Here is a 13,087-nt window from a genome sequence, read left to right as displayed (position 1 = left end):
CGGGTCGTCAGCGAACTGCCGAGCGCCCGCCAGTCGGTCAGGGAGTCGTCCGGGCGGTGCAGGCGCCTGCTGCCGATGTTCTTCAGCCTCGGCAGCAGGCGGAAGTTGAGCAGCTCGGTGGCGTTTTTGGCGCACTGCCAGCGTGATGACGAGCTGCCCCTCTCCGATCCGGTGAGCTCCCCCTCAGTGCGTATGGGGCAGCCGAGCGATCTGAGCACGCACCAACACGTTCAGGGAATCGCGAACATCCCGAGCGGACTTTTGATGATCGTCGACGGACGATCCGTAGACGCCGTGATCGCACCGGCCACGTGAAGATCATTCCAGGCCGGTTAGGGTGCCTCCGTCGAGCCGGAGGACTGGAGACGGATGATGGAGCAGGACGAAGCCCTGCAACTCGCGGTGGCGTTTCTCGCGCACAGCCAGCGCGATGACGAACTGCCTCTCGCCATCGACTCCGAGCGAGTCCGCGAGAGCAACGGGCTCCAGACAGCAACTGTTGGACTGCTGGCCCGTCCTCGTCGACCTCGACCGCGGAAGCGTGCGGTTCGGAACTTTGGACGAGCGGCATTTGTGGAGGACTCCGAGCGCTTGACGCGGCTGTGGGTTGGCCTGCGACCGCAGTTACGGGCCAGTCCTCTCGTCAGAAAGACGGCAGGGCCGTCTCGGACCTGCCCGCCGGGCTCCCTGCAACCGTGCGGTGCACGGCCGGCCAGCGGTGGTGATGCCAACCTGAAGATCCAGCCCCTTCAGCCCCTCGTCGCACGTTTGCATGCCTCTGAGCTGCAGGTTCTGGAGAGGGGCTGGAGGGCCTACGCGCCCGCGGGCGTTATGGCCCGCCTCTGCGAGCGCTCGGTCTTCTCCCCTATCTGGCCCATGTCGACAGTCTGCGGGTCGACGGCTTCACCAGGTGAGCCGGTGCGGTAGTCGCCGTCAGGCTCGCTGTCCCGGTCGTGCGGGACGAGATAGAAGACCCTGCGGTGGAAGAGGCTGGTGTGGGGGTCTCGCTCGACGGAGGGTGCGAGTTCTGCATAGCCCACCAGGCGGCCAAGGCCGCCGAAGTTGGGCTTGCCCTTGCGGTACGGGGTGCCGTGGACGGCCTGACGCACGGACTCCAGCCCGGCGATGTCTTCGAGCCAAACGATTTTGGATTCCCCGATGACGTCGGTGTCGGCGAGTAGCGAGCTCATGGTGTCCGCTCCCCTTCCTATCGTGTTCCGAGGGCTCATCCGGCGCGGCTGTGGTGGGGCCGCGTCCGGTCTGCCCTCTCTTTGAGTCTAGAGCGCTCCGCGAGTGCTGCGCAGGGTGCCGTCGGCCGCTTGTGGTGGATCTGTACCCGCGTTATTCGTCGTCGAGCAGCCCGAGTCCGGGGTAGTAGCGGGTTCCGTTCGACTTGATCATCTCGTCGGGGGACTTGAGTCCGAGCTCGTTGCGCATCCGGGTGGCGAAGCTTCTCGAGCCGGTCGGGCGGACGCCTTCGTCCTGGCACCAGCGGCCGTAGACCTGGTAGAGGGCGGTCTGCTGCACCTTCGCGCCTTCCTGGCGCAGGCACATGTCGGTGAGGAAACGGCCGACGTGGTCTTCGGTGGCGGCGTAGTTCGTGGTGGCCATGCGGACCCGGGCGGGGCCGGCGAGGTTGTCGCGTTTGCTGCTGGGGTCTCGGGTGGCGAGGAAGCGGCGGGCGCCTTCGATCAGCCAGGCGAGGATGCCGGGGCCTTCCTCGGCAACGAGGATGCGCGCCAGGTTGTCGATCTTTTTGGCGTCCGGGATCTTCCGCTCGAAGGGGATCAGGCGCAGGCGGCGCCAGAAGGCGTGGCCTCCTGTGGCGACTTCGGGGTGGTGGTTACCAAGGAGCCACAGGTGGTGGGTGGGCGCGAAGCTGAAGAAGTCCTGCCGCATGCGGCGGGCCGTCACCTTGTCGCCGCCGGTGAGGAGCTTGACGCGCACCTCGTCGAACTTGTCGGTGGGCTTGAGCTCACTGCACACCACCAGGCGGCGGCCGTAGAGCTCGGTGAGCTCGGTGGAGTGCTCGGTGTAGCCGCCGCGGTCCATGAGGAAGCCGGGCGGGGCGGCGTGGGCGTAGTCGCCCAGGATCTGCACGGTGGTGTCGAGGAGGACGCTTTTGCCGTTGGCGCCGTCGCCGTAGCAGAACGGCAGGATCTGCGCGCCGACGTCGCCGGTGATGGAGTAGCCCAGCAGGACGTGGAGATATTCGATCATCTCCTTGCCGTCGCCGTCGTCGCCGAAGGTGTCGGTGAGGAAGCGGAAGAAGCGGGGGGGGTGGGCATGGCCTGCGGGCTGATGCTGGTGCAGCAGGAGTTGAAGTCACGCAGCGGGTCGGCCGCGCGCGCCTCGCCGGTGCGCAGGTCGATGATCCCGTCCGGGGTGCACAGCGTGTAAGGGTCGCCGTCCAGTTCCTCAGCGTCGAGGGACAGGGCTGGGGCAGCTTTGGCCTGGTGCAGCATTGCCTTCAGCCCGGCGGTGGAAGACGAGTAGCGCCGGTGGCGGGTGACGTCCTGCTGGGAGAAGTGACCGGCAGGGTCGTGGGTGGGCATCTGGTCGGCCATGTCGCCGGCGGCCCAGGTCGCGGCGGCCTCTCCCCCGCGCAGCTTCCACCAGGGGGAATCCCAGGTGTACCAGCCGTTCCCTTCAACGTAGCGGAATCGTCCTGAGTAGAGGGACGCGAAGAGTTCTACGTCTGCGCGGTCTTCGTCGCGAATAGTCCGGAGGTTCTTGGCGTGCTGGACGGGGCGGGTGGCCTGTGCTGCCTGAACGAGACGGTCGAGAGTCTGGGCGTGCGAGAGGCGGCCGGCAGCGACGGGACCGCCGACCGTGAAGGCAGCCCGGTTCAGCTTCTCGGTGAAGGCCGTTCCTTACGGTGTTGCGGCACAGGCCTGGCTTCAGGGGGCGATGCAAGTCCAGCCCAAAACCTCGCCCCGCTCCTCAGGCCGTCTTTCCCTAGCCCATGCCGGAGCAGAGGATGACTTGCTGATGGGAGCGGCCAGCTCGCTTCCGGGCGGAGCCGACTCCCAGGGCAGGAGGGAGCGAGCCCCGGCGTTGAGCAGACATGCACTTCTGTTGTAGTGGCTAGCCCTGAGGCTCGGCGTCTACCCATCGGTGCCGTGAAGCGGGTTCAGTTCTAGTGCCCATCTGGATTACGGCAGCGTGAGCTTGGGCTTGGTGTGGTGGTGAAGCACCGTTGTGCCGCAGCTGACCTCTAGCGGATCGCAGCATGGGGGCGGAAGAGTCGGCAGTTGGAGCAGTGTGAAGGAGAGACTGCGGGAGTCGACCGTTCTTGTCTTGCTCAGCACCCCACAGGACCCTGTTGTGCGGTGCTAGAGGTTGTTCGTGCCCTATGACAGGCAATGTTGGTTCGTCTTGAACCTACAACTGCCTGGGGCGGTTGTCGGCTCACAGACCGTCGTCTGTCGCCGTCGAGGGACGGGGGAACCTAGAGGTTGCTACAGACGCGACTGTGTACGACTATGTGACGTTCTGAAGTTCGATCCAGTACCCATGGCGGAGGCACTGCGTGGCTCGACCGCGGACCCCGAGAGCGCACAACAGTGGGCAGGGGAAGAGTGGTGTGGGGGCGCGGATTGGTCTCTGCATCTTGGTCGGAATCTGTGTGGCTCTGTTCTGCTTCGGCGCCTACATGTTGCCGTACGCAGCTGGTTGGGCGGGCACTCCAGGTGAGATCAGGGCAACGTACTGCGAGGAGTCCGGTTCGTCGGACGGGCAGCAATGGGAGTGCTCCGGGACGTTCCGCTCAGCCGATGGGCAGGTGACGGAGGCTGGTGCCAGTACATCTGTGGGTGGCGACCGGCGGGGTGAGTACATTGCTGTGCGCCGGACAGCCTTCGGCGGATATCAGGATCAGAGCGTCTTCGCTCTGATCGAGGCGGTAGCCGCGCTCCTGATGGGCGCGGTTCCCCTCGTGGGCGCGCTACCGGTACGGAGGGCGCGCGCGGTCCGTGCGAAGCGGTCTGCGAAACCTTCGGTGAAAAAGCCGACAAGGCCAGTTGGGCGCGCTCGTTCGGGCGCGCGGCGGGGGTAGACGCTGGCCAGAGGCCTCGTACGCCTTGCCAGTGCGGGATGCACGGCCGGTCATTGCCCCGAGTGCAACTTGAAAGGGATCGGTCGCCCCAGTGGGGTACGTTCACGTTCAGCAGCACCTGCGGCCGTCATCGACAGTGAAACACTGATCTCCGGCGGTCCCGTGTGGCCCGCGGCTCGGGCAGATCCCAGCGCACGACGAGCGTGGCGCCGCCCAGGTCGAGAGACTTGACGCTCCACCTTGACGGCGCCGTCCTCGACGCGGACGCAGTAGTACGCGTCCGCGATACCTGAGCAGCCGCAGGGCATGTACGGCGGGCAGCCCGACCAGGGTGTACTCGAAGGCGCCGTGGTGGGGCCTCAGCGGGTACCAGGGGCGCGACGGCAGAGGGTGATGAGGCTTCGTGAAATCTCCAGGCCCGCTCGCCGTTCCCCAGTTTGTTCACCGAGCAATCGTGGACCAGGGGCGGCCGGCTCAGGGCAGTCAGGCCCCTGCAGCGTCATGAGCTCTCGGTCAGCGCCTCGCCGTGCCAGGCGTAGACGCGCACAGGGTCGAGGTGGAGCTCATTGGGGCCGATGCAGTCGGCAGCCCAGGTGGCCACACGAGAGCCGCAGAAGCGGGCCAAGTTGGGGCCGTGCGCGCCGGTGGGGCCGCAGCACCCGAGCCAGTTGTCCGCGAGCGTGAAGGGTTCGAGGCGCGGCAGGACATCGTCCGGGTGGACAACGACGCTGTCACGCCATCCGACAGATACCGTGGCCCATGTGCCGGTTCGCAGCAGTTCGCGGCCGGTGCTGCGGGCAGGGCGGCAGGGTGCAGCGGCCGGGACGTACGGGGCACCCCAGGGGTCCGGGTCGATGGCATAGTGCCCGTGGGGGACGGTGGAGCGAGCCTGGCCAGTCTTCTTGTCCCGACCGTGATCTGGGTCATCGACGTTCGGAACGGCCGGCAGCGCCACCAGGTCACCGGTGAGCGCGGTCCCGCACTTCGCGCAGAAGAGGATGGTCACATGTCGGCTTCTACCGTGCGGCGGGCCGGACCGTCACGCGGAAATCGGCTGGCTGACGGGAGCGACTACGGGTCGCCACGGCCCGCCCGCATCCCTCGCACACCAGGTTGGGGCCTGCCAGGCTGTCCCCCCCCATTACCGTTTTCGTAGTTCCGCAACGGGACGACCGGCCTTCGGAGTTGGCATGACTACCTCCCCTTGTCAAGTGCATGGCCCGGGGGGGGTGTCACCAGCTCCGAAGGCACTGACAGACCGCTGATTAGGGGCATGACCACCGGCCTTTCCCCAGGCCGGGAGGCTCTTTGTAATGTGGATGTGGCGATCAGCGCCGTGGCGAGGCCGGGTGAACAGCACCAAAGGAAGCACGACGTGATCGACATCAGCGGCATCAACGTCTTCCTCGGCCTGGACGTCGGCAAGGGCGAACACCACGCCACCGCCGTCACCCCCGCCGGGAAGGCGGCCTTCGACCGGAGGCTGCCCAACAGCGAACCCAAACTCCGCGAGGTCTTCGCGAAACTCCAGGCCAAGCACGGGACCGTGCTCGTCATCGTCGACCAGCCGGCCTCGATCGGGGCCCTGCCGCTGGCCGTCGCCCGCGCCGTCGGCTGCCAGGTCGCCTATCTGCCCGGACTGACGATGCGGCGGATCGCCGATCTCTATCCGGGCGAGGCCAAGACCGATGCCCGCGACGCGTTCGTCATCGCGGACGCGGCCCGGTCGATGCCTCACACCCTGCGCTCGGTCGAATCCCCGAGCTGGCGGGCCACCGCCTCGTGGCCCTTCATCCCTGGGCGCCGAACTTGCCGAACCCCAGATTCCGCTCGGGCGCTTACGCCCCCTCCCCCGCCTCGGGGGCGGCGTCCGCCGCGCCCGCCGCGTAGATGTCCTTGATTTTGACCTCGGTGACGCCGCGGCCTTCGGGGAAGACACGCCGCCAGTCGCCGATGACGTGGAGTTCGTCGGTGCCCATGGCACGGATCACGGTGGGGCCCTCTTCGTGGGCCTTGAGGTTTTTCATCCAGAGGTTGGCGAAGGCCTGGTTTGTGGCGCTCAGCGGGGGCGACCGGTTGCCTCATTCTCCGGATGAGGTTTGAGGATCTCCAGTGCTGCGGGGGCGATACCGCCGTCGTGTGCTGCCCAGGCGGCGCCGGTCCACTGCCCGTCGCGCTTGGCGAGGATCAATGCGACGACGCTGGTGAAGCCCAGCTCGAGGTCGCTGAAGAGCTGTTGGTAGGTGGTGGCGTCCCTGGCACTCGGGGCCGCACGGCCGGTGGGATGTGTGTGCCATTCGCCGATCCAGACACTGCTATCGGCGGCGAAGGCCTGGTCGGCGAGCATCTGTGCGTGCGCCCGGTCGCGCAGGAAGTAGGTCGGGGTGCGCACCGCTGCGGGGCCGGGGGTGCCGGCGTGGTGGATGGTGGCGACGTCCGCGCTGTGGTGCCCGAGCAGGATGCCGCCGGTTTCGGTGGTGTGGTCGGCCGTGCGTAGTTCGGTGGCGATGGTGTGGGCGGCCGCTGGGGTGAGGCGGACGGTGGTGACGGGTTGTGGGTTCATGGTGTCTCGCATGTGGGGCAGCCGTTTCGGGGCGGGCTGGCGGGGAGCCAGCGCACTTCGGTGGTGCGGGCGAGGTCGAAGGGCGGGGCCCAGTCGGGTTGGCGGCGCAGCGAGATGAGGGCGTGCTCGCCGGGCAGGCGCTGGTCGGGGTGCCCGGCGCGTTCGAGGATGCTCGCCACGGCGGTCTTGGCCGCGAGGTGGGCGACGAGGTGAAGGTCGGGGCCGACGGCGGTCATGGGGCGGTGTGGGGTTCCGGTGCCGTAGCCGGCGTCCAGGGCGGGTTCGGGGTCGATGCCGCCGGATTCGATGAGGTGCTGGCGGCGGCAGGTGAGGCAGCCGTGGCCGGGTCGTGGGCGCAGCCGCATGATTTCACCGAGTGCTCCGTCGTTGAGGACGCAGGCGAGTACGGCGGTTAGGCCCGCGCGGCGGGCCAGGTGGCCGGTAACGCGGCGGGCGGCGACGCCGTCGGCCGTGCACACGGCGAGGTCGGTGTTGGTCAGGTGTGCCCGGATGCGGTCGGCGTCGGTGATGACGTCCAGCGCCAGCGGCGTGGTGGCGGTGTCGGGGCGCAGCGCGGCGAGTTCCTCGGCCAGGGCGTCGACCGCGCTGCCGCGCATGCCACGCGTCGCATTCGATTCTGGACGCTGAAGCACCCCGTACTCTCGCCGCAGCCGGGCCTACCTGCGCAGACTCGGAATCAGACCGACCATCCCGTCCCTGTGGACCGCGTCCGCAGCCGTCACAAGCTTGGTTCCCGAGGACGCCGGCCGCCGCACTGTGACAAGACCGACTACAAAGAACGGCACGCAGTCGAGTGCGGAATCAATCGCCTCAGGCGCCACCGGGCCGTTGCCACGAGGTACGACCAACTCGCCGTCCCCTACGAGACGAGGGTGCTGGTCGCGGTGATCAACGAATGGATATGAGTGGCTCCACGATGTCCCTGATCGCTAGCCTCATGAGCTGTGAAACAGCGCCACCGGAAGAAGCTCTCCCGCCGCCTCTTCGAGGCAGTCCTGGCAGGTGACGCCAGGGCCACGAAAGCAGTGTTGCGCAGCGGAGCATGTCCAGAGCGAAGGAACCACGACGGCACGACCCCCCTATACCTGGCGTCGGTGCAGGGAGAGGCCGAAATAGCCCGCCTGCTCATGGAAGTCGGCGCGTCCCCCGACGCGGAGAGCGCCGGGCCGGGGTCGGAGGGCACGCCGCTTTGTGCGGCCGCATGCTGGGGGCACACCGAAACGGTCCGGCAACTGTTGGTACACGGCGCCGACCTCCGCGAGGACCACGGCACGGGCAGGACGCCACTGGAATGGGCGGAAGGCGGATCCCGCCCTCTCGCCGCCGAAGTCCTCCGGGCGGCAGGAGCACGAGCTACACCATGACTCAGCTTCGGCCGACCGGCCCGACTGCGGAACGCTATTGTCGGCCATGGCCGTCCTCCTCAACTATGCACTGACATAGGTGGCTTGACCCGGTGGGGCGGGTAGCAATGGACTGAGTCGGGGGGATGGGGATCATGAGCGAGATCTACTTCACGAGCAACCACCGTGATCTGTGCGTGGAGCACGGCACCGGTGCGGGATTCCAGTTCGAGTTCTCGTGCGGACGCTGCTCCGACACGTGGCGCTCCCCCTTCGAGGCATTCCGCGCAGGGCAGGTCGCGGGATGGGTCTCCAAGGGGGTGAACGCCGCATGGTCGGTCATCGGCGGGACCGCCACCCGCGGCGTCTCCGACGCCGCCGATGGCCTGGCGGGTCACAGTTACGGCAGCCAGAAGGACGCGGCCTTCTCTCGGGCGATCGCCAACGCCGAAGGCCACTTCAACCGCTGCCCACGTTGCACGAGTTACGTCTGCGACCGCTGCTGGAATCCCGGACAGGGCCTGTGCTTGCACTGCTCTCCCGACACCGCGGCCGAGGCACAGGCCGCACAGCAACGCGGCCTGAACGACATGGCCAGCCAGCGCGCCTACGACGCCGGCCAACGGCAGGGAGAGGGCTACGACGGCGACAGATCCAGGCAGTTGGTATGCCCTCAGTGCAGCGCCGAAACCCGCGGCGGAGCCTTCTGCATGGACTGCGGCCACCGCCTCGCTCAAGCCGCCCAATGCGGCAGTTGCCGCCAAGAGCTCCCCGCCGGCGCAGCCTTCTGCCCCTCTTGCGGAAACCGCAACTGACATCCAGGCACGATCGGTCCAACGTAAAACCAGGGTCCACCGCCCAGCGCATTCCAGATGATCTTCCACAGCGCCCGGCAGAAGCGCCCTCGTACCGGGTTCGTTCCCCGATCACACAGGAGGCGAAAGCCGTTCGGCTTCCTACGTCGCGTTCGACTGTTCGCTCAGGCAGCCTCGCCTTCTCGCGAAGCTCCCTGCTCGCGACTGCATTGGACGGCAGAGGGAGCGCGGCCCATCGTCGGACAGGCGAAGCTGCGGGTCAGACCCGAGGAATCCCCGAGCCGCGTGGCCAACGGCTGCTACAGGGCTGAAGTTCACACCTCCAACCGAGATCTGAGTCTGACAAAACGAAGTGCCAGCTCATCGCTCGCCTTGCAGGAACCGGGTTGTCGGCCCGATCTCATGGACAGCCGGCATCACGGCATGCCCGCACTGTGCCGCCGGCTGCCCACCGCGGACGGGCTACGTCATCAACTCGATGTGCGGGTGCTCGGGCTCTGCCGGGCAGACGAACAGGTGCTGCCGGTAACCGCTGCCTATCTGGACCCCGGTCGCGTTATAGCCGCGGTGGCCCGGGTACGGCCCAGCACCTGGGTGGGGATGCGGAGACCAACTGTTCCCGGCGTCGTCGCCTTCCTCGAACGTGGCGACGGTCATCAAACCTCCATACGGGTCCCGCATTCGGAGCACGACCGCGGGCTGGGGTCCGTGGAGTTCCAAGCAGGCCAGCCGCCGACCTTCCAGCCAGGTGCGTTGGACAGGACACAGTCGTAGTACGTGTCCGGGTCCATGCCTTCCTCTTCTGCCTGCAGCACGCTCCACTGATTGAGCTGCTCCCGCAGGTCTTCGCTCAGCTCCAAATGGTCGGGGTACTCGGTGATCTGCTCCGGTTCGAGCACGCACGGCTCCGGTAGATAGCCGTCGAACTGCACTGCGGAAGGCTCGGGAGGCGTGTCGAGGATGTCGGTGACGGCGGCTGCCGAACGCCAGAAGAGCAGAGTCCTGGGCATGATCGGATGATCGAAGGGGCACCACAGAATCTGCAACAGATCCTTGCCCTCCGGCGGGCTCAGATCGGGCACATCCCGTACGTACAGTTGCGCCACAGGCAGCATCGCTACGGGGCCGTCGTACGACTGGACTGCCAGCCTCACCGGATACGTCCGAGGGGGCCGGATCCGCTGGAGAGCCTCCCGTTCCTGCGGAGTCAGGTCCCGGCCGTGCGAGGCAGCGAAGATCCGTCGTTCCAGCCGCAGATCCGCCGGGGACATGGCCGGGGTGATGCCGTCCACCACATGCGGTTCCTCGCAGTACGGCCACGGTTCCTCGGCAGGCCACAGCAGCGGCCCGCCGATCGAGCTGTCGTGCCACGTCGGCGCCCCAGGGCGGGGGTGCAGGCGAGTCGCCGTGCGGGCCAACGGGGCCAATTGGGGAAAGACCGCGACAACGTCGATCGGCCGTGGCGGAGTGACAGGAGTGACCTTCATGGCCGCAATCTTGCCAATCGCCTCTGACAACGGCCCTCACGCCCGCCCCACGAAATGCAGCACCCCGCGCACGGCACTTCCCAGAGACAGGCTCTAGTTCGGTGACCATTCGAACTCATCGGTATCCTTCGCCCTCATGACGCGCGCTTGGATTGTGCCGATGCTGATGGTGCTCTGCGGTTCAGTCCTTGCGGCTGGGCTCAGCGCCACCGGGATCTCCGGCAAAGCCGTCGCGGCCTTTTTGTCGGTCTTTGTCGTGCTCGCAGGCGTGAACTCACCTCTGCTCTTCCCGAGGTCGATCGGTGCACTGGAGGCCCAACGCCGCAGCGTGATCGATGGGCGGCCGGTCGTCTACTGGCGCCCCGGCTGCAAGTACTGCATACGACTGCGCATCAGGCTGGGCCGCAGCGCCTCCCGGGCACACTGGGTCAACATCTGGCAGGACCCGGCCGGAGCCGCAGCGGTCAGGGCAGCCAACAACGGCAACGAAACCGTGCCGACCGTCATCGTGGCGGACCAACCGCACACCAATCCCGATCCTGCATGGGTGCGCGACCGCCTCTCCAGTTCCGCGTGACGCAGCTGGCCTGCCGTGGCATCGAGCCCTACAGCCGCCTGGGCCAGGAGCGCTGGGTGGTCGAGCGCACGATGTCCTGACTGAACGGGTGCCGATGCCTGCATCGCCGTTACGAACGCAACGCCGAGCACTTCCTCGCCTTCGTCGGCATTGCCAGCGCGCTGATCTGTTACCGCAGACTCACCAAATGAGGCAGGCCAACAGTTTCAAAGCTGGCGCGAGCCCGCAGCCCACAGAACAGAATCCTTCATAGCCTCGACCCGGCCGTCGGCGCTCAGTACCCGGCACAGGAACTCCGTCATGCCGCAGTCAAAACGCGTCCAAGCGTCGTCGCCGTGACTGAAGAGCACCACCGGCCAGTCCTCGGGGGCGCCATGGGTGAGCCAGCAGTACAAATCGGCGCTGCTGCTTGCTCCCCAGGTCACCAGGTCTTCGGCTGCTGCATCGATGCCGGTGGGTTCGGTATCCACCCACGCCGCTCGCGAGTCTGCGGTAATGAACCCCATGCCGCCCAGTGGGGCACTGGGCTCGTCACAGGTCTCAGGAGTCACGGTCGAAGGAACCAGCACGCTGAGATCCAGACCCGCCAGACCATCTCCGTAGCACGCAAGGAACCCCTTGAAGTCCGAAGGGAACACAAGCTCCCAGGCCCTTTGGACCTCATCCCATTCGACCACCACGCCCGCTCGCCGGCGGCGGCAACAGGCCGACCAGACCAGCGAGGCCACCTCGGTCACTCACGCCCGCTGCTCCGTTCGCCACGCCTGCCAGGCTAACCTGCATTAATACCCTGACATCAACCGCCAACGACACCTTGTCCCGGCCAAATGAGATGACTTCTCAATGTTCCAGGGCCCACCGATGAGCACATAGGGCTCGCCTGCCTCAAGTGATCGCGCACGGGTGAGCGCCGCGCATTTCGGGGAATGATGACGCGACCGCCGCGCGCGGTGACGGCCGGATTCGCCCTCCTCACATCCACGTGACACGGCGAGACCGCCCCACCGTACTCACCCCCAACTCCATTGCGGTTGGCCGACACCCTCCACCACGCACGCGACCTGGAACGCCAAAGCGCCAGAATCCGCGCCGCCCGCTCCGTCTTCTGGGGAAGCCGCCACACACGCACACCTAAAACCACAGGACGCCCATCAGCCGGGCGTACTCCGGCGTCAATTCGACGGGGTGCGCCATCGTCGCAACCGTCGGCGGGAGAGTGCCCGCGCGGATTTGATGCCTGCCGCCAACTCGTCTGCCAAGGAACACAGTTGCTGGTCGGCGAGTTCTGGCTCTTTGTCCAAGACCGTTGCCCGTCCCTGAATGATGTCGGCGGATAAGCGGCCGAATACTGATGTCCCGAGTTTGGCCAGGACGCGGTCTGCTTCGGCGGCGAACGTGTCGTGGCGGCCGAACCTCTGATCTGTGTCGGCGATGAGGAGTAGCCCTGTACCTGTCTGCTTAAGGGGCAGAGGCAGGAAGCGCCGCATACGTGGGCTCGGTCGAGTCGTACGCCATTGCCCTGGCCGAGTTTCGTCGCGTCGTGCGCCTTGACTCACGAGCACCTGCGATAGGCCCCGTCTACGGCTCGCCAGGGCGCGTGACTATTCTCTGCGGCGTGACGGGATCCATAGCGCCCCTTGCTCAGTGCAGAACCTCACTCGGGCATCCGCCGCGCCATTTCTCCTGGTTCGACAGGTTCAGCTACCTGCGCATCCCTAGGTCCGGCTGGGCGTGGCTCGGGGACCCGCTCGGGCAAATCTTGGAGGTGCAAGACCTGCTGCTGACCGAGGGACGCCTGGTCTGGGGCGCAGTCGTCCAGGCGAACAACGAACTGTTCGAACGGGGTTGGCGTGACCGGCCAGCTGCCGTGATCTACAGCCCGGACACCGCGGTGTTCGACGACAACCCCGAACTGCTTCTCACAATCGCGCGCAAGTTGTACCGGTTGAAGGAGACCTGGCAGGCGGACCCGGAACTGCACGCATTCTCGCGCATGCTCACCAGCGAGGTGGACCGCCAGATGCGGATGCAGGTTCCGCGACAGCTGACCGGCAGCGCCGACGTGTACTGCACTGACATCATCGTCGCCCGCAGGCATCTCCCAGGCCGGGTGTTGAACGAGCCGCTGGTCCCTTTGCTGATAGCTCCGGAGCACACGGCGATGACGATGATGCTGCCGAGCCGATTCTGGTCAGCATCGGCCTAGCAGATGAGACCGGACGAC

General features: G+C 66.8%; 11 protein-coding genes and 4 pseudogenes. 7 read left to right on the top strand and 8 right to left on the bottom strand.

Annotated elements, in window-relative coordinates:
• On the top strand, window positions 1-315 hold a 315-nt coding region (locus K377_RS42100; RefSeq protein WP_220093194.1), incomplete at its 5' end, for a hypothetical protein.
• A 497-nt stretch (window positions 316-812) separates the two neighbouring features.
• Here the strand turns inward: K377_RS42100 and K377_RS39120 are convergent.
• The 3 genes and pseudogenes from K377_RS39120 to K377_RS39110 all read right to left on the bottom strand — a co-directional run bounded on the left by K377_RS39120 (window position 813) and on the right by K377_RS39110 (window position 5,063).
• Window positions 813-1,190 (bottom strand): DUF6009 family protein, encoded by a 378-nt coding sequence (locus K377_RS39120; RefSeq protein WP_111668416.1) that lies wholly within the window; start codon window positions 1,188-1,190, stop codon window positions 813-815.
• Between the two features lie 151 nt (window positions 1,191-1,341).
• Window positions 1,342-2,852, bottom strand: a pseudogene (locus K377_RS39115) (phage/plasmid primase, P4 family).
• A gap of 1,704 nt (window positions 2,853-4,556) precedes the next feature.
• Window positions 4,557-5,063, bottom strand: a complete 507-nt coding sequence (locus K377_RS39110; RefSeq protein ID WP_111668415.1) for a hypothetical protein — start codon at window positions 5,061-5,063, stop codon at window positions 4,557-4,559.
• Between the two features lie 369 nt (window positions 5,064-5,432).
• Between K377_RS39110 and K377_RS39105 the strand changes: the two are divergent.
• Window positions 5,433-5,813, top strand: a pseudogene (locus K377_RS39105) (IS110 family transposase); the annotation flags it as partial.
• Between the two features lie 82 nt (window positions 5,814-5,895).
• Here K377_RS39105 and K377_RS39100 read toward each other — a convergent pair.
• The 3 genes and pseudogenes from K377_RS39100 to K377_RS39090 all read right to left on the bottom strand — a co-directional run.
• Window positions 5,896-6,108: pseudogene (locus K377_RS39100) on the bottom strand (transcriptional regulator); the annotation flags it as partial.
• 8 nt (window positions 6,109-6,116) lie between these two features.
• Entirely contained in the window at window positions 6,117-6,632 is a 516-nt protein-coding gene (locus tag K377_RS39095) for a Mov34/MPN/PAD-1 family protein (RefSeq protein ID WP_237551443.1), read from the bottom strand.
• Window positions 6,617-7,237: a ThiF family adenylyltransferase gene (locus K377_RS39090; RefSeq protein ID WP_237551442.1), complete on the bottom strand. Its 621-nt coding sequence runs from the start codon at window positions 7,235-7,237 to the stop codon at window positions 6,617-6,619. The genes K377_RS39095 and K377_RS39090 overlap by 16 nt, the downstream gene beginning before the upstream one ends.
• 348 nt (window positions 7,238-7,585) lie before the next feature.
• On the opposite strand from K377_RS39090, the gene K377_RS39080 reads away from it, so the two are divergent.
• Window positions 7,586-8,005 (top strand): ankyrin repeat domain-containing protein, encoded by a 420-nt coding sequence (locus K377_RS39080; protein WP_111668412.1) that lies wholly within the window; start codon window positions 7,586-7,588, stop codon window positions 8,003-8,005.
• Between the two features lie 134 nt (window positions 8,006-8,139).
• Window positions 8,140-8,799: a zinc ribbon domain-containing protein gene (locus tag K377_RS39075; protein WP_181512758.1), complete on the top strand. Its 660-nt coding sequence runs from the start codon at window positions 8,140-8,142 to the stop codon at window positions 8,797-8,799.
• 656 nt (window positions 8,800-9,455) lie between these two features.
• Here the strand turns inward: K377_RS39075 and K377_RS39070 are convergent.
• Entirely contained in the window at window positions 9,456-10,286 is an 831-nt protein-coding gene (locus K377_RS39070) for a hypothetical protein (RefSeq protein ID WP_309252267.1), read from the bottom strand.
• Between the two features lie 136 nt (window positions 10,287-10,422).
• Here K377_RS39070 and K377_RS39065 point away from each other — a divergent pair, with 136 nt between their 5' ends.
• Entirely contained in the window at window positions 10,423-10,863 is a 441-nt protein-coding gene (locus K377_RS39065) for a glutaredoxin domain-containing protein (RefSeq protein WP_111668411.1), read from the top strand.
• Between the two features lie 38 nt (window positions 10,864-10,901).
• Window positions 10,902-11,054, top strand: a pseudogene (locus K377_RS42590) (IS5/IS1182 family transposase); the annotation flags it as partial.
• Window positions 11,055-11,069: 15 nt separating this feature from the next.
• On the opposite strand, the gene K377_RS39060 reads toward K377_RS42590, so the two are convergent.
• Entirely contained in the window at window positions 11,070-11,600 is a 531-nt protein-coding gene (locus K377_RS39060; RefSeq protein WP_111668410.1) for an SMI1/KNR4 family protein, read from the bottom strand.
• Between the two features lie 752 nt (window positions 11,601-12,352).
• On the opposite strand from K377_RS39060, the gene K377_RS39055 reads away from it, so the two are divergent.
• Entirely contained in the window at window positions 12,353-13,069 is a 717-nt protein-coding gene (locus K377_RS39055; RefSeq protein ID WP_111668409.1) for a hypothetical protein, read from the top strand.
• Window positions 13,070-13,087 lie beyond the last annotated feature (18 nt).

It is taken from the genome of Streptomyces sp. PsTaAH-137 (assembly GCF_003259365.1).
Lineage (GTDB): Bacteria > Actinomycetota > Actinomycetes > Streptomycetales > Streptomycetaceae > Streptomyces.
The sequence above is the reverse complement of the archived record's forward strand: the minus strand, read 5'-3'. Positions and strand labels throughout refer to the sequence as shown.

What these genes read in the sequence shown, in the direction of transcription:
- K377_RS39090 (WP_237551442.1), bottom strand. Translation starts at nt 7,237, where the DNA reads ATGCGCGGCAGCGCGGTCGACGCCCTGGCCGAGGAACTCGCCGCGCTG.
- K377_RS39070 (WP_309252267.1), bottom strand. Translation starts at nt 10,286, where the DNA reads ATGAAGGTCACTCCTGTCACTCCGCCACGGCCGATCGACGTTGTCGCG.
- K377_RS39120 (WP_111668416.1), bottom strand. Translation starts at nt 1,190, where the DNA reads ATGAGCTCGCTACTCGCCGACACCGACGTCATCGGGGAATCCAAAATC.
- K377_RS39095 (WP_237551443.1), bottom strand. Translation starts at nt 6,632, where the DNA reads ATGCGAGACACCATGAACCCACAACCCGTCACCACCGTCCGCCTCACC.
- K377_RS39065 (WP_111668411.1), top strand. Translation starts at nt 10,423, where the DNA reads ATGACGCGCGCTTGGATTGTGCCGATGCTGATGGTGCTCTGCGGTTCA.
- K377_RS39075 (WP_181512758.1), top strand. Translation starts at nt 8,140, where the DNA reads ATGAGCGAGATCTACTTCACGAGCAACCACCGTGATCTGTGCGTGGAG.